The sequence below is a fragment of the Halotalea alkalilenta DSM 17697 genome, assembly GCF_000621205.1.
GTDB classification, from domain to species: Bacteria; Pseudomonadota; Gammaproteobacteria; order Pseudomonadales; family Halomonadaceae; genus Halotalea; species Halotalea alkalilenta.
In genome coordinates, this window is the sequence record NZ_JHYY01000014.1 from 1 (window position 1) to 15826 (window position 15826).

At 62.4% G+C, this 15826-nt stretch carries 13 protein-coding genes; 5 read left to right on the forward strand and 8 right to left on the reverse strand.

Annotation, left to right across the window (positions count from 1 at the left end):
• Positions 1-314 precede the first annotated feature (314 nt).
• Positions 315-2873: a DNA mismatch repair protein MutS gene (gene mutS, locus Q376_RS0101085; RefSeq protein ID WP_043445731.1), complete on the forward strand. Its 2559-nt coding sequence runs from the start codon at positions 315-317 to the stop codon at positions 2871-2873.
• Positions 2874-3056: 183 nt separating this feature from the next.
• The gene (gene fdxA, locus Q376_RS0101090) at positions 3057-3380 is read left to right on the forward strand and encodes a ferredoxin FdxA (RefSeq protein WP_027348731.1); all 324 of its coding nucleotides are present in this window, start codon (positions 3057-3059) and stop codon (positions 3378-3380) included.
• Positions 3381-3715: 335 nt separating this feature from the next.
• On the opposite strand, the gene Q376_RS0101095 is transcribed toward fdxA, so the two are convergent.
• The 4 genes from Q376_RS0101095 to Q376_RS0101110 form a co-directional block, all read right to left on the reverse strand.
• Complete coding sequence (locus Q376_RS0101095) at positions 3716-5173, reverse strand: ArnT family glycosyltransferase (protein WP_155834091.1); 1458 nt, start codon at positions 5171-5173, stop codon at positions 3716-3718.
• The gene (locus Q376_RS0101100) at positions 5160-6230 is read right to left on the reverse strand and encodes a glycosyltransferase family 2 protein (RefSeq protein WP_245598879.1); all 1071 of its coding nucleotides are present in this window, start codon (positions 6228-6230) and stop codon (positions 5160-5162) included. The genes Q376_RS0101095 and Q376_RS0101100 overlap by 14 nt, the downstream gene beginning before the upstream one ends.
• Before the next feature lie 34 nt (positions 6231-6264).
• A complete protein-coding gene (locus Q376_RS0101105) occupies positions 6265-6675 on the reverse strand; it encodes a GtrA family protein (protein WP_052364831.1) in 411 nt (136 codons plus the stop codon).
• Positions 6676-6932: 257 nt separating this feature from the next.
• Positions 6933-7856, reverse strand: coding sequence for an SdiA-regulated domain-containing protein (locus Q376_RS0101110; RefSeq protein WP_162177872.1), 924 nt, complete (start codon positions 7854-7856; stop codon positions 6933-6935).
• Positions 7857-8163: 307 nt separating this feature from the next.
• Here Q376_RS0101110 and Q376_RS0101115 point away from each other — a divergent pair, with 307 nt between their 5' ends.
• Together Q376_RS0101115 and Q376_RS0101120 are read left to right on the forward strand one after the other, a co-directional pair.
• The gene (locus Q376_RS0101115; RefSeq protein ID WP_027348736.1) at positions 8164-9411 is read left to right on the forward strand and encodes a sensor histidine kinase; all 1248 of its coding nucleotides are present in this window, start codon (positions 8164-8166) and stop codon (positions 9409-9411) included.
• A 45-nt stretch (positions 9412-9456) separates the two neighbouring features.
• Positions 9457-10161: a response regulator transcription factor gene (locus Q376_RS0101120; RefSeq protein WP_043445660.1), complete on the forward strand. Its 705-nt coding sequence runs from the start codon at positions 9457-9459 to the stop codon at positions 10159-10161.
• Positions 10162-10242: 81 nt separating this feature from the next.
• On the opposite strand, the gene Q376_RS0101125 is transcribed toward Q376_RS0101120, so the two are convergent.
• The 3 genes from Q376_RS0101125 to Q376_RS0101135 form a co-directional block, all read right to left on the reverse strand.
• Entirely contained in the window at positions 10243-11427 is a 1185-nt protein-coding gene (locus Q376_RS0101125) for a DUF3500 domain-containing protein (RefSeq protein ID WP_081803332.1), read from the reverse strand.
• Entirely contained in the window at positions 11424-12332 is a 909-nt protein-coding gene (locus Q376_RS20970; protein ID WP_052364833.1) for an SDR family oxidoreductase, read from the reverse strand. Before Q376_RS20970 ends, Q376_RS0101125 begins: the two co-directional genes overlap by 4 nt.
• A gap of 113 nt (positions 12333-12445) precedes the next feature.
• Positions 12446-13105 carry an O-methyltransferase gene (locus Q376_RS0101135; protein WP_027348739.1) on the reverse strand — a complete coding sequence of 220 codons (660 nt, stop codon included), beginning with the start codon at positions 13103-13105 and terminating at the stop codon, positions 12446-12448.
• A gap of 377 nt (positions 13106-13482) precedes the next feature.
• On the opposite strand from Q376_RS0101135, the gene Q376_RS0101140 reads away from it, so the two are divergent.
• A complete protein-coding gene (locus tag Q376_RS0101140) occupies positions 13483-14190 on the forward strand; it encodes a TetR/AcrR family transcriptional regulator (RefSeq protein ID WP_245598880.1) in 708 nt (235 codons plus the stop codon).
• Between the two features lie 222 nt (positions 14191-14412).
• On the opposite strand, the gene Q376_RS0101145 is transcribed toward Q376_RS0101140, so the two are convergent.
• Positions 14413-15624 (reverse strand): MFS transporter, encoded by a 1212-nt coding sequence (locus Q376_RS0101145; RefSeq protein ID WP_027348741.1) that lies wholly within the window; start codon positions 15622-15624, stop codon positions 14413-14415.
• Positions 15625-15826 lie beyond the last annotated feature (202 nt).

Genomic DNA, 15826 nt, shown 5'->3' on the forward strand with positions numbered 1-15826 from the left:
GACTGGCGCCTCCCATTGCCGAGCCGGTGCTCAAGCTTGGCGCGTATCGGCGCCGCTCGGGACGAACGGGCTTGTTGGTCAGTTCGTGTCTCTCGATGCGCTTCGCTTCCTCATAATGCTCATGCAGCCGAGCCTGACGCTTCCCTGCCGGACATACACTCCAGCGCCCGCTTCTCGCGTGTTAACCTTGCGCACATTTGGCGCGGTCGAGTCAGGCGTCCCAGCCCGGCCCTACCAGCGCCCCACGATTCCGATTGAACCATCAGGAGCCTAGTGGCCACGTGGCTTCCAGCGACCTATCCAAACATACGCCGATGATGGCGCAGTACTTGAAGATCAAGCGCGAGCATCGTGACGTGCTGCTCTTCTACCGCATGGGCGATTTCTACGAGCTGTTCTATGACGATGCCAAGAAGGCCGCGCAGCTGCTCGATATCACCCTGACCCAGCGGGGTGCCTCCAACGGCGCGCCGATTCCGATGGCGGGGGTGCCCTATCACAGCGCCGAGGCCTATCTGGCGCGGTTGGTGCGACTCGGTGAGTCGGTGGCGATCTGCGAGCAGATCGGCGATCCGGCGACCAGCAAGGGCCCGGTGGAGCGCCAGGTGGTGCGCATCGTCACTCCCGGGACGCTGCACGATGAGGCGCTGCTCGATGCGAGCCGCGACAACCTGCTGGTGGCGCTGAGCGCTACCTCGCTCAAGCCAGGCGAGCCGGGCGAATCGCGGCGCTGGGGGTTGGCATGGATCGAGCTCGCCAGCGGTCGTTTCGGCGCGCTCGAGGTGGAGGGAGAGGTCGAGATGCTCGCCGAGCTGCAGCGCCTGGCGCCGGCGGAGCTTCTGGTCCCCGATTCACTCGCGCTGCCGGAGGGGCTCGACAAGTACCGCGGGCTGCGCCGGCAGAGCGATTGGCTGTTCGACCATGACACCGCGATGCGGCTGATCTGCGACCAGTTGAAGGTCCAGGACCTCCAGGGCTTCGGTGCCGCGCACCTCGACCATGGCGTGCGCGCGGCGGGGGCGCTGCTCGACTATGCCCGCGACACCCAGCGCGGCGCCCTGCCCCATGTGAACAAGTTCACGGTGGAACGCCGCGACGATGCGGTGGTGATCGATGCCGCCAGCCGGCGCAACCTCGAGATCGACATCAACCTGGGCGGCAGCGGAGAAAACACCCTGGCCGCGGTGCTCGATACCACCGCGACTCCGATGGGCGGGCGCTTGCTGCGCCGCTGGCTCAATCGCCCGCTGCGCGATCGAGCCGCGGTGGAGGCTCGCCAAGCGGCGGTGGCGCTGCTGCTCGAGCGCGAGGCCATGGCTGAGTTCGCCGCCAGCCTCAAGCGCGTCGGCGACGTCGAGCGCATCCTCGCCCGCGTCGCGCTGCGCAGCGCCCGTCCTCGCGACCTAGCGCGCCTGCGCGATGCTTTCGTAGAGCTGCCGACGCTCGCTGCGATGCTCGCCGAGTTCGATAGTGGCAGCGTGCTCGATGAGCTGCGCGTCGATATCGTCGCCTACCCGCAGCTCGAGCGAACGCTGACCGATGCGATCATCGACAATCCGCCGGCGGTGATCCGCGACGGCGGGGTGATCAAGCAGGGGTTCGATGCCGAGCTCGACGAACTGCGGGGATTGAGCGAACACGCCGGCGACTATTTGATCGAGCTCGAGGGCCGTGAAAAGGCCCGTACCGGCCTGAGCAACCTCAAGGTCGGCTACAATCGCGTCCACGGCTATTTCATCGAGATTCCCCGCGCCCAGGCGCGCCAGGCGCCGGCCGACTACATCCGTCGCCAGACGCTGAAGAATGCCGAGCGCTTCATCATCCCCGAACTCAAGCAGTTCGAGGACAAGGCGCTATCGGCCAAGGCGCGGGCGCTGGCGCGCGAGAAGCTGCTCTATGAAAGCCTGATCGACGCACTCAACGTCGAGCTCAGCGCGCTCTCGGCGAGCGCGGCGGCGCTCGCCGCACTGGATGTGCTCAACGCCTTCGCCGAACGTGCGCTGAGCCTCGACTTCAGCCGGCCGCTGCTGCGCGAGGCGCCCGGCATCGAGGTGCTCGAGGGCCGCCACCCGGTGGTCGAGCAGGTCTCTGAGCATCCTTTCGTGCCCAACGACCTGGTGTTCGACGACCACCACCGGATGTGCGTGATCACCGGCCCCAACATGGGCGGCAAGTCGACCTACATGCGCCAGAACGCACTGATCGCGCTGCTCTGCTACACCGGCAGCTTCGTGCCGGCCAAGCGCGTCGAGATCGGCCCGATCGACCGGATATTCACCCGCATCGGCTCGAGCGACGATCTCGCCGGCGGGCGCTCCACCTTCATGGTCGAGATGACCGAGACCGCCAACATCCTCCACAACGCCACCGCCGAGAGCCTGGTGCTGATGGATGAGATCGGCCGCGGCACCAGCACCTTCGACGGTCTTTCTCTCGCCTGGGCGAGCGCCGAGGAGCTGGCCCGGCTTCGCGCCTTCACCCTGTTCGCCACGCACTACTTCGAGCTGACCGCGCTGGCCGAGCAGCTCGACGAAGTCGACAATCTCCACCTGACCGCCGCCGAGCACGATGACGGCATCGTCTTCATGCACCGTGTCGAGCAGGGGCCGGCGAGCCAGAGCTATGGCCTGCAGGTGGCCCAGCTCGCAGGCGTGCCTCGCCGGGTGATCGAGCGCGCACGCGAAAAGCTCACCACCCTAGAAGCCCAGGAGGTCGACAGGCCGCGCCCGCGCGATCTCAGTGCGCCACAGCAGGCCGACCTGTTCTCGGCCCCGCCTCATCCTGTGGTCGAGGCCTTGGCCGAACTCGATATCGACGGACTCAGCCCGCGGCAAGCGCTCGACGCGCTCTATGCGCTGCGCGAACGGCTTTGAAGCATTCCCCCGGTGGCGCCACCGGGGGATGCTCGACGCTCAAGTGGACAACCCCTAGAATATCGGCCCCGACCGGAAAACCCACGCGGACGCCAGAACAGACTCGATACCAAGCGGGCGAGGCGACGCAGCAGCCGTCCGATCCCGACCCATCGGGGCCGTAATGATTCGAGGAGAAACACCATGGCGTTCGTCGTCACCGAGAACTGCATCCGCTGCAAGTACACGGACTGCGTCTCCGTCTGTCCGGTCGACTGCTTCTACGAGGGGCCGAACTTCCTCGTCATCCATCCCGACGAGTGCATCGATTGCGCGCTCTGCGAGCCCGAGTGCCCGGCACAGGCGATCTTCTCCGAGGACGAGCTGCCGGCGGGACAGGAGCATTTCATCGAACTCAACGCAGAGCTCGCCGACGAGTGGCCCAACATCAGCGAGCAGAAGGATCCACTGCCCGACGCCGAGAAGTGGGACGGTGTAGAGGGCAAGTTCCAGTACCTGGAACGCTAACGCCTGCCCCACCGAGATAAAAAACCCCGCGCTAGTCGCGCGGACGGGCTTGGGACCATTGATGCGAAATCAGGCTCGTTCGCTGCCGAATATGATGGCCTAACTGCAGCGGCGGGGTTTTCGCGTTCGCCAGTCGAACGATGGCTTGGCCGGGTCGCCAGGCCGCTGGTGGTTGCACCCCTTGTACATGGCTTCGGTCTTGCTCCGGACCTCCACGTAATCGCCGATCGGGTTGCCGGCAGCACCGCTCGCGGAACGCACCGCGGGCGGCTTCCACATTGCGCGCCGTCGCCACGCATTGATGGGCTCGGGCGATGCGTCGCCGGCAGCCGCCCCTAGCGAATCCTGCCTACCCGGTACTGACGGCTGTTCGCCAGCGGCAACTCAGTCAATGGCAAGACGGTCTGCAAACGAGCCATGACATCAGGCCGGGCGGCGATGAAAATCGAGCCCTCGGTGCTGGCGACCAGCGCCGGCAGCGCTTCGCTCGACACCAGCGCTGCCTGCCCTCGCGAGTAGTAGCGGGCGGAAAAGGACCTGCTGTCGACGAACCACAGCGTGGCACCCGGTGGCGCCATGGACATCACCTGGCGGATGAGCACCTTCTCGCTCTTGACCGCTGCCGGGTGGGTGCAGATCGCAATCGTCGCGAGCAGCGCCAAGGCCGGAACGAACGAGGCTGGCGCGGTGCCAATCGCATGCAGTGCGGGTGATCGTCTCGACTTCAAGCGCCGTCCGACGAGCACCAGCGCCCGCCCCGTCAGGATGGCGAACGCGGGCAACGCCGGCAGCACATAGGTCCAGAGGATGTTGCTGGACAGCGTGAAGAACAGCACAACGAACAGCGCCCAAGCGATCAGGTAGCCGGTCATCGGTCTGCGGATCAGGCGCAGCAAGGCCACGCGGCCACGCCGATGGCGCAGCGCAGCGGCGAGCATCGCCAGGGCGAGAGGACTCCAGGGCAGCGTGGCGACCAGCCAGTCCAACCAGATGACCCCGATGGCCTGCCGATGGGCGGTGCCATACAGATCGCCAGACCATCCGGATTGCAGGAATCGCTGCACATGCTCGCCGAGCAGGAAGTAGTCCCAGAACCCTGGCGTCCTGCTCTCCGCGATGACGTACCAAGGCACCGCCAGGGATGCCACTACCACGAAACCGGCCAGCCATCCTCGAGCCGATATCGCAGGCCATACCCGGCGACGATATGCCAACAGACACATGACCGCCGGGCCCGCGACGATGACCAGCGCCAGTGGTCCTTTGGCGAGCAGGCCGATCGCCAGCCCTACGGCGGCCAAAAGGCGCCAGTGCCATTGAGGCAGTATCAGCCCGGCCATGAACAGCGTGGTACCCAGTGCCAGGAAGGGATCGGTAAGAACCGCTCCGGCCATCAGGTAGGGCAGCGCGCAGGTCGCGTAGATCAGCACGGCCGCCGCCGCGGCCCGCCGGCCCGCCCATGCTTGTGCGAGCGCATGAATGGGCCACAGGGTCACCGCGGTGGCCACCCAGGCGGGGAGCCGGGCGACCCATTCCGACAGTCCGAACAACTTGATCGACAGCGCCTGCAACCAGAAAGAGAGCGGCGGCTTACCCCAGAAGGGAACGCCTGGCTCGAACCACGGCGTGACCCAGTCGCCGCTGAGCGCCATGAGCCTTGCGATTTCCGCATAGCGCGGCTCTGTCGTATCGATGTAGGGAACCCATACCATGCTGACGAACCGCAATCCCAGCATCCCCAGCGCAATCGCCAGCATGGCGACTGCGGGACGGCGCAGATCAAGCCTCTTCATTATCGAAACGCTCCGGGCTGTTTTCCCTGCGAGATGAAGGCTTGCCGGGCGCTTCGTCGATGTCACGCACCAGGTAGCGAGGGCGCTGCTTGGTCTCGAGATAGATCCGGCCGACGTACTCCCCCAGCAAACCGACGGAGAACAGTTGGATGCCTCCCAGAAACGTCATCATCGCAATGGAGGATGGATAGCCGGATGGGGCCGGATAGCCCTGGAGGGTCTTCACCACGATCCAGAGGCCGAACACGGCGCCTGAGACCGCGGTAACCAGCCCCAAACCAGTGACCCAGCGCAAAGGCGCCGCGGAAAACGAGGTCACCCCCTCCAGCGCCAGACGCAAAAGACCGAAGAAGCCCCATTTGCTGCGCCCAGCCGCACGCGGCTCGCGGTCGTAGAGAATTTCATGCGTGGGGAAGCCGACCCAGGCGAACAGGCCTTTCATGTAGCGGCTGCGCTCCGGCAAGCGATTGATCGACTCCACCACCCTGCGGCTGAGCAGTCTGAAATCCCCCGTGTCCTGAGGGATCGGGAACTCGCTCAAGCGGTTCAAAATGCGGTAGAACAGATGCGCGCAGCTGCGCTTGAACCAGCTCTCCCCCGATCGACGGCGTCGGCGCATCGCGATGACATCCGCACCGGTGCTCCGCCATGCCGCGAGCATGTCCGGGATCAGCTCGGGCGGATCCTGCAGGTCGGCGTCGATCAGGATCACCGCCTCCCCCCTGGCGTGATCCAGACCTGCCGTGATGGCCGCCTCCTTGCCGAAATTCCGGCTGAGCCGAATCACCCGCATGTGGCTGTCCTGCGACGCCAGCGCCACCAGCGCCTCGCCGCAGCCATCGCTGCTTCCATCGTCCACGTAAAGCAGCTCATAAGGCAGTCCAATACCCTCCATGACGCCACGCAAACGCTGATGACATATGTCCAGCACAGCGATCTCGTTGTAAGCGGGCACGACCACGCTCACCACCACCCGCTCCATGTCACTGAAGAGGAAATTCATTGGTGACTCACCGCGAAGGAGCGCATCAGCAGCTGAAAAGTGTTCGCTCATCATCACAATCTCGAGAAGAAATACGAACCCACGCCGTTCATCGGCACGCAAACTTTTGCAAGAAGAGGAAATTGAGCAGCGCAACCAGCGCGGTGCTCGAGAGCTGAGCCAGCACGATCCCGATGCCGCTGGTATGCAGGAGTTGAAATGCGACCAGGTTGACCGACCAAGCCATGCCTACGGAAAGCAAATAGACGCCAAGCGAAAACCCGCACGCACGGGAAAACATATAGCGGCGCTGCAAGAAATAATTAACCCCTGCCCCGGCCGCCATCGCCAAGGCCGTAGCGCCCGAGGCTTGAACACCCGAGGCGACGAGCAGCGCCATCGCCCCCCAGTGCAGGAGGGTCGCCACGCCGCCGGCCGCCAGGAACCGGGCCAATCTCGCCAACCAAGCTGGATGACGATGGGCGGCAAAGCCTTTGAATGAGAAATTCTCTTGATCCATGGCCAAGAAATCTACTTGACCACTTGACAGACAAACATCGAGCCGAGCTCAAGAATTCATCAAACCAGATGGCGTTGAAAGAGCCCTGGACGCCCGCAAGGATGGACTTGGGTGAGGGAGGATCGAGGCGAGGGAGACCGCTCCCCTTCCTCGGTGCCATCGCCACTGGGCTGCCATGCAGCCCAGTGGAACAAGTAGGATAAGTGGGATAGACGATCGAGAATGCGGGCGGAGAAGATTTGGATAGCGGTCGGGGGTCAATCTCCAGCGCTGAGCGTGAAGCGATAAAACAGATTCGGCTCACTCACCAGATAAATGTTGCCCTGATCATCCATCGTGATGCCTTCCGCCTGGGGGATATCCATCATCAATCCATGCCGCCCCGCCAGCAGCGGCAGACTCCTGATCACGCGTTTGTGCCTGTCCATTTCGATTATACGGCGAGACTCATCGGACAAGATCAGCAGATGCTTGGTCGTAGCATCCAAATGAATGCCGGAGACATCTCCAATGGGCAGTCTCTGATCATATCCAGCATCCCGCAGGATATGAATATCGAGCGTTTCGTTTTCCTCTACCGGAAAACCGCCGACTTCATAAATCCTCAATGGATCTTTTTCTTTCGCTACGAAAATACGGCGCTCATCATGGTCGTAGGATAGTCCTTCGAAGCCCTTGTTACCGTTGAGTTCGATTCCTATCGACAGTCTCGCGCTTCCACCGGCATCGACGAGCGAAGTATCGTCGTCGATATGCACCTCGACGAGTGCCTGTATCTGCTCATCGGCCACCAAGTATCGACCACGGCCGAGATACTCGATTGCTTCAGGGTCCTGCAGGCCATTGGTGGGGATGCGTCTCAGCAACCGGCCATCCAGCGATAGCTCCAAGATTTCGGGTGATTGATTGGTCACCGCAATCAACGTATTTCTATCTGGGTCGTAGGTGATTCCCGAGAGGTTATCGATATCAAGGATTTCCAAGCCGTCGATGTCCGCATGATAATCACGGGACAAGACGATAACCCGGTCTTCATAGTCGATAAATGGTCGCTCTATCCACCACCTGTACAAAAATGGCCACGCGGCGATGGTAGTCACCACTGCACCGAGTGAAATGATCGCAGCCAAAAATACCAGGTAACGTGTGGGCCGAGTATGCGGCACAGTGGATGAGGACAATGGGGTGACCTTCGTCAAGTCGGTGTGCTTGCGACAATGGGCCTGCTTGGCGCTGCCCTTGGCGGATGGTCCAATACCATGGGTGAGCCCCTCTCAAACTCACATCGAGAAAACAACAAAAAAACATCAAAATCATGACACCCGTATGAATGAGTGGTGCGCCATACCCCAGGACGCTTGGCGAGCGAGCGCAGTACGGTTACTTTTGCCGCAGGCCGAAGCGCTGGTGCGCAGGTAGCGCCGCAGCGGCCATGGGCGCTTCACTGCTTGAACATCGACGCGGCTTATCCACCCCCAGGATCCGAGAATGAAATCAATAGAACAGCGGATACGGTATTCGGGCATAGGCATCGTGCTGCTGACACTTCTCGCTGCTTTGTCGAGCATGTTGATCGTAAATAACTCCATGGAAGACGTTGCTCTCGTTTCTGACATGCAAAGAGAGCGAGAGTTTTTGTTGAGCAAGGTTGGCCCTGAAAGCACTTTTACTTGGCGGACCGCGACCGTCCACGGGTTCTGGGTTCCCGCCGAGCAGCAGGCAGAGGCGGATATCCCTGATTTTTTCAATCAGATGCCATTTCCCTACAGCGGCGAGAAGAATGTCAACGGCCTCAACTATGTGGTAAACAACATCGAAGTTCCGGGTGGGCGTTTGTATCTGGCTAAAGACAATAGCTTGCATGAAAATAACGAGGAACTTTTCAAACGAATGATCGCAGCCATGAGTCTCGTCATGGTCGTACTTGCCATCATTCTGGTTCAGCTCACGATCCGGCAGTTGATCGCCCCCCTGACGCTCTTGACCCGAGAAATAGAAAAGATGGAGCCGGCGGCGACGATGGCCAGGCTTTCCGAGCAAGATGTGGATAAGGAACTGCAGGTGGTCGCCAAGTCCTTCAATAGGTTTCTCGATGAAATCGAGTCCTACGTGAAGCGTGAAAAAACCCTGCTCGGCATGGCCAGTCACGAGTTACGCACACCGATTTCGATTATCTCCGGCGCGATGGATGGCATTGAGTCAAGGGGCAATACGTCGCTGACCGACATCAAGGCCATGCGGCGTATTCGCCGTGCGGTGGATGAAATGGATGCCAGTGTCGAGGCCATTTTGAAGCTGACGAAATATGGCGATCAGACGATGACCCCGGTTCCTGTCCGCGCCATCGTCATGGAGGTTCTCGAAGAAACGGGAGATGCCCATAAGGCGAGGGAGCGGGTCCGAGTGATCTGCAATGCAGAGCCCGTGGTGACCTCCGACCCGGTGCTGCTCAAGATGTTGGTACGCAACTTGCTGAACAACGCTCTGCAACACACCACCGGCTCGGTGAACATCCGTGTCGAGAATGAATGGATGGAAGTCAACGACGAGGGCACCGGATTGCCCCAGGACTCTCGCGCCTTTTTGACCACGGGCATCAAACGAGGCGGGATGCCGGCCTCCGGCCTCGGGCTGTTCATCGCCACATTGATTTGCGAGCGACTGAGATGGAGATTGTTGGATCTGGACAATCCGGCGGTAGAAGGAACGAAACTGCGCCTGATGTTCATGAAATGAACGTTTTGATGCCTTACCAGCGCTTTGCCTTGCGTGGAGGTTTTCGTGATCAATAAGACCAAGGTGCTCATCGTCGAGGACAACACCGAACTGGCGGAGAATCTATATGAATTCCTCGGAGAAGAGGAGTATGAGCTAGACCTTGCACAGGGTGGCATGACGGCGCTGCATCTGCTGGACACCCAGGTCTACGATGTCGTCGTACTCGACGTCATGATACCTGGCCTGTCGGGCTTCGAGATTTGCCGCAGGCTGCGCAAGGACATGAATAACCAAACCCCGATCATATTCATGACTGCCAAAGGGACCATCGAGGATAAGGAAGAAGGCTACCTGAGCGGCGGTGACGATTACCTGGTCAAACCCTTTCCCCTGCGCGAACTGGCCTTGCGTATCAATGCGCTTCATCGACGCAGGCATCATGATGCGCAGCCACTGCGAGCGAAATCGCTGAGGTTCAATCCAGGCAATCTGGAAGTTCGACTGAATGGAGGGCAAGCGATCGCGCTGTCGGGGCTCGCCGCGCATATATTCGAGGCCTTGATCCGAAGCTATCCCGATTTCGTTTCCTATGACTCACTCAGCTCGAGGTTGTGGCCCGGACGCGATGTCGATGCCAACACCCTGCGAACCCATATCTATATGCTGCGCAAGCAATTACAGGATGCTTATGGGCATTCGCTGATAAAGACCCTGCATGGCCGAGGATATATCCTGACGCCACCCGATCCTGATCAGGCCGAAAGCTGAATCAGGGATGCTGCTCGATCAACCAGCCTCTCATAGCCGGGAGTTAGCCAGCCGCCCGTTACGTAGCGGCCCTGTAAAGAACTACATACCGGGTCGGGTGCCGCCATAGTCCGTACGCTTGTCCCGCCAAACGGCGTGGACGTGGGGCTGGTCGGTGGAGTAAGCCGGGTCCATGGCCAGTTCGATCCATACCGAAGGCCCATCGATACGGACGTAGTCCCCGGTGCGAGTGAGCGAGGGCGAACCGGAAAAACTAAGATACGTGGTGTCGAGTTCACGCTCGTAGCGGGCAAGAATCAACTCAGCGTCCGCGTCGGCTATGTCATTCACGTACAGGCTGATCGCCTTCAGCAGCAGCGCGCGCTGCGTCTCGTTCAGCGACGCCGCTGCGATGCCCTCTACCCTGGCCGGGAAGTTCCAGTCCTTGTTCCTTACTTCGGGCCCTAACAGGAGCACTCTTTGACTCCTGCCAAGCTCGGCGGCGTCGATCTGGCCCCGGTCGAGCGAGGCAAGCAGCGAGACGAACGCCTCCCACTCGTCGCGCTGGGGCCGAATGGTGACCCCGTCGAGTTCGACGACAGTGTGGGGTTCGATCGCTCGGAACGAAGGCGTTGCCCCGACCAGCACCCCATCGCGGTAAGTATTGGTCAGCGCGAGGTGGTGTCCGCCGAACTGAAGCTGCCAAATGCCGCTGTCCGACGGCGCCCCCAGGAACGCGATGTAGAAATTGCCCCTGCCGTAACCCTCTCGGCCGCCGTTGCGACGAATCCAATCGTCCATCGCGAGGTGCTGCTGGATTTCATCGAAACCTTCGTCACCGCCGCTGCCGGTAGCCGCCGCAAGCAGCGCGTCCAGGGCATTCCATTGCGCATCGGAAAGCGTCCCCAAGGCCAGCCCGAGCCGAGCCTGACGCTGGCGCAGCCCCCATTGGGGAAAGGTGTGCCACCTCGCGGCGTTGTCGAAGGTGTACGCCTGGATCAGGGCGGCGCGCTGCTCATCGTCGAGCGTCGCCATGAAGGCACGCGCCCGATCGAGCACCTCCGCGCCGGAGCCAATTGGAGCGCCGAAAGCCAAGCCGCCGTCAGCGCCGCCGGCTTGCGACGTGGCCGCCGGACCGACGCCCTCGGCGGCGGCATACACGCCCGAACCCAGCAGCGAGATGACCGCGCCCGCCAGCAGCCTGCGGGGTATCAAGGCACAGGAAGCCCTGCGCGGGTGTCCGATCGAGGCGCAGATCCTGCGCGTCAGGAGGTTTTCCAGCTTCATCGCGGGCCTTCTGGGGTGGAAGGCGCTTGGATCGATTGGGCCTTTGCGTAGTAGCCGGGCTGGTCGAGGTCGGCGAGCAGGTCGGGGCCTTGCGGCATCCAGCCCAGCATCTCTCGGGTGCGTGCGCTGGATACCGACATATCCGCGCCCGCCATGTTGGCGAATCCGCCGAAATGCTCACGCCCGCGCGATTCGACCGGCAGGCCGAGGCGGCGGCCGATCACTTCGGCAATCGCTTTGAACGGCACCGACTCGTCGGCCACCACGTGGTAGGCCTGCTCGGTCACACCCTGCTCCAGCACAAGGCGATAGGCGCGCGCGGCATCCTGCCGATACACGCCGGACCAGCAGTTCTGACCTTCGCCGATGTAGGCCGACACTCCCGTCTCCTGCGCCAGCCGGATCAGGGTCAGGATGAACCCGCGATCGCCAAGCCCATGCACCGAAGGAGCGAGGCGGACGGTCGCCGCGCGCACGCCGCGTCGAGTCAAGGCCAGTGCGGTCGCGTCCGACTTTCGCAAGCCGGTCGCAGCGGGTGGGTCGGACTCGATCGCACCGCGGGCCAGCCCCGAGAGGCCCGAGGTGACGACCAGCGGGCGACCGGATCCGCGCAGCGCGCTTCCGAGCGCCTCGATCACGCGACGATCCTGCTGCGCGTTCTCGGCGAACTTGGAAAAATCATGATCGAACGCGGTATGGATCACCGCGTCCGCCGCCGCCGCGGCGTCGCGCAGGGCGTCGAGATCATCGAGCGTGGCGCGAACGACCTTCGCGCCGGTGGCGGCGAGCGCCGCGGCCTTGTCGTCGGAGCGTGCCAGGCCGGTGACCCGGTGGCCCGCCATCAGTAGGTCGTCGGTAACCGCCGAGCCGACCCAGCCGGTGGCTCCTGTTACGAATACGTGCATGGCTTTCTCCCGGAAATTCAGGATTGATGGCGAACAAGAAGCTCGTCGTGACCAAGGCAAGGCTTGCGTTTTGCTACCCTCGTCCGATCGCCGAGAGCAGAGCGGGGCTTGGTTCAGCCCACCCGCATGGAGAGTTCGACGTCCTGCGAAAACGGCACGGACAGGTAGCCGCTGGCCGGCGAACGCACTCGCGCCAGGTAGTCGGGGCTGTCGTCGGCGTTGTCGGCGACGATCAGCGCGCCCGGTCGCAGGCGGCTCTCCATCAGCGAGAGGATGTCGCCGTAAAGCGCCTTGGCGCCGTCGAGTAATAGCAGGTCGATGGTGTCGGGAAGATCGGTCGCCAGCGTCTTCAATGCATCTCCTTCACGAATCTCGACTAGATCTGCGAAACCGCCTTCGGCCACGTGCTCGCGCGCCCGCGCCACTTTCGAGGGCTCGAACTCGCTGCCGATCAAACGACCGCCGCCGTTGTCGCGCAGCGCTGCGGCCAGGTGCAACGTGGAGATGCCGAACGAGGTGCCGAACTCGACGACGCTGCGCGCACCGGTGCTGCGCGCCAGCAGGTAGAGCAGCGTCCCGGTTTCGCGCGACACGGGAAGCCAGAGATCCTTCAGCCGTCCATAGAAGTCGAGGTACTCGGTCTTGCTGTGAATCAGGCGCTCGCGCTCTTCGCGCGAGATTCCGGCCAGTGCCGGGCTGGTCGCCGCATCGGCCTGAGCGAACAGACGCTCGAGCAAGGGTGCCAGTGGTGAGGTGATCAGTGTGGCGGTCATGGCGGTGTCCGGTCCGAGGTCGAGCGCCCCGCTAGGGGCCAGGCTTGAACGTGATCAATTCATCGCATTTGAATGAATGATACGACCAGACATCCGGCTTCGATATTCGCATTGGAGGTCGCGTTTTCCTGCCTCGCGCCATCCAATTAATCATTTGATTTGTAGATGTTTCATTCGTAAAAAGACGGTCTTTCGGGGTCGTTTAGGCGGCATGGCTCAGGTTTTCATTCAACAAAAGCGGACCCACGATAGCGCGGCACTACGGCGCCTCTGGACCACGCCAGGCTGTAGGTGGGATTGCAGCGCTCATGCGAGTGGCCCGGTTGAGGTATCGACCACCCCGATCTAGAATGCGATCAATCAATCGCATTGATAGCGTGATCGATCCGCTGCTCACTCTGTCTACTCGCCATGGTTTTCTACTCGCCGTGGTCTTCGCGCCCGATGCCCCCATGACCAACCAAACTCGCCCCCAGATTTCCTCTCGAAAGCAACCCAAGCAGGCCCGCTCGACCGAGCTGGTCGCGGCGATCCTGCAAGCGGCGGTTCAAGTCCTGGCCGAGGAAGGCGCCACCCGTTTCACCACCGCCCGGGTCGCCGAGAAGGCCGGGGTCAGCATCGGCTCAGTCTATCAATACTTCCCGAACAAGGCGGCGATTCTCTTCCAGCTCCAGGCCGACGAATGGAGACGGACGTCCGACATGCTGCGCGACATCCTCGAGGATGCCGGGACACCGGCGCTCGATCGCCTGCGCGCCCTAGTCCATGCCTTCATCCATTCGGAGTGCGACGAGGCGAAGATACGTGTGGCCCTCAATGATGCAGCCCCGCTCTATCGCGACGCCCCCGAGGCGCGGCAAGCGCGCGCCTCGGCTGACCGGGCCCTCGAACGGTTCATGGAGGAGCTGCTGCCCAACGTATCCGCCGTCACCCGAGCACTGGCGGGAGGGCTGATCACCACCACCTTCAGCGTGGTGGGCAAGCGCTTTTCGCAAACGCCCCGGACTCGAGCGGAGATCGACACCTATGCCGATGCGATGGCCGACATGTTTTGCGCCTATCTGAAAAGTCTCGATAACGGCTAGTACGCGACTCAGCGAGCCTGCAGGAAGTCGCTCACCGCCGCTGAACCGCATGGCCAGCTCGTAGAGCAGCGCAGAGACATCGGTGGCGCGGTAGGACGGCCAGCGCCAGTGTGGCGCCAAGCAGCAGCGTGTTGAGAACACCTCGAAACATGGGAGTGAGGTCCCGTTGGGTTGGGAGAAGAGCGCAAGCGATATGAACATGCGCTCGGGTGGGGCGCCGGCTCAGTGCCCGGCGGAGTGGGTCCGCGGGCCGGGACGGAACCCGTGCGCCTTCGCCGACCATGCGATCAGCAAGCCGATCGCCAGCAGCACGATCAGCGCCCAGGGAAAGGTGTGGGCGCCCCAGCGGTCGAGCAGCACACCGCCCAGGATGCCACCACCGGCGATCACGCTGTTCCAGGCGACTACGTTCATCGATAGCGCCACATCGGCACCGTCGCCGGCGGTGTCGGCCAGCGCGGTCTGCAAAAGGGTCGCGGCACCGCCGAAGGTCAGTCCCCATACCGCCACGCCGATGTAGACCGCGGCCGGGACGGTCGCCAGCCAGATGAACAGCAGCGAGACGATGAAAAATGTCGCCAGGCAGGCGAGCACGGCGCTGCGCAGGTGGCGCTCGACGAGACGACCGATCAGCCCGATTCCCATCAGCGCGGCGGCACCGAACACCAGCAGAATGACGTCGACGCGATCGAGCAGCCCGGCCTGCGCCACGAACGGCGCGACATAGGTGTAGAGAATGTTATGCGCCAGCATCCAGGCCATGACCGTGGCGAGTACAGGGCGTACGCCGGGCGTGGTGAACACCTTGCGCAACGCCATGCGCTCGCGCCCGGACTGGCCGGGGTAATCGGGCACCTTGGCCAACACCCAGACGATGAGCACCAGGGTCAGCGCGGAAATGATGCCGAAAGCGCTTCGCCAACCCACGGCGCCGCCCAGCCAGGTCCCCAGCGGCACGCCGAGCGAAAGCGCGATGGGCGTGCCGATCATCGCGACCGCCATCGCCCGACCCTGCTGGTGCGGCTGCACCATGCGCCTTGCGTAGCCGGCCAGCAGGCTCCAGGCCAGCCCCGCCGCAACGCCTGCGAAGAAGCGCGCCGCCAGGGTCAGCCAGTAGTTCGACGACAGCGCGGTGATCGAGTTGAACACCAGGAAGCCTAAGATCGTCAGCAGCAGCACGCTGCGCCGCCGCCAGCCGCGGGTGGCGATGGTCAGCGGAATGGCCGCCAGTACCGAGCCGAACGCATAAGCGGTCACGGTCTGCCCGGCCAGCGAGGCGCTCACGTCCAATCCTTGGGATATCTGCGGCAGCAGGCCGGCGGGGAGCGTTTCGGTGACGATGCAGATGAAGCCGGTCATCGCCAACGCCAGCAGGGCGGCGAGTGGCAGCCGTTCAGTCGTCGCCTCAGCGGTGGAAGAAGTTGGAGAACTCACGTTTTTTCCTTGAGGTGATCTAGCGTTCCAGGGCGATGCGAAAATCCCAACATAAATACCGATCGGTACATATATGAACGAAAAGTATCCGTATCCACAGGCGCAGAGAAATCGACCAACATACGTATCGAACGATACAAATGTAGGAAGCGGGCCGGCGGTTGTCAACGATTTATGTATCGATTAGTATTTATATCGCAAG

Bases quoted from the DNA above. Each gene is read 5' to 3' on its own strand.
- mutS (WP_043445731.1), top strand. From the start codon at position 315: ATGATGGCGCAGTACTTGAAGATCAAGCGCGAGCATCGTGACGTGCTG.
- Q376_RS0101105 (WP_052364831.1), bottom strand. From the start codon at position 6,675: ATGGATCAAGAGAATTTCTCATTCAAAGGCTTTGCCGCCCATCGTCAT.
- fdxA (WP_027348731.1), top strand. From the start codon at position 3,057: ATGGCGTTCGTCGTCACCGAGAACTGCATCCGCTGCAAGTACACGGAC.
- Q376_RS0101095 (WP_155834091.1), bottom strand. From the start codon at position 5,173: ATGAAGAGGCTTGATCTGCGCCGTCCCGCAGTCGCCATGCTGGCGATT.
- Q376_RS0101135 (WP_027348739.1), bottom strand. From the start codon at position 13,105: ATGACCGCCACACTGATCACCTCACCACTGGCACCCTTGCTCGAGCGT.
- Q376_RS0101125 (WP_081803332.1), bottom strand. From the start codon at position 11,427: ATGAAGCTGGAAAACCTCCTGACGCGCAGGATCTGCGCCTCGATCGGA.
- Q376_RS20970 (WP_052364833.1), bottom strand. From the start codon at position 12,332: ATGCACGTATTCGTAACAGGAGCCACCGGCTGGGTCGGCTCGGCGGTT.
- Q376_RS0101100 (WP_245598879.1), bottom strand. From the start codon at position 6,230: ATGATGAGCGAACACTTTTCAGCTGCTGATGCGCTCCTTCGCGGTGAG.
- Q376_RS0101115 (WP_027348736.1), top strand. From the start codon at position 8,164: ATGAAATCAATAGAACAGCGGATACGGTATTCGGGCATAGGCATCGTG.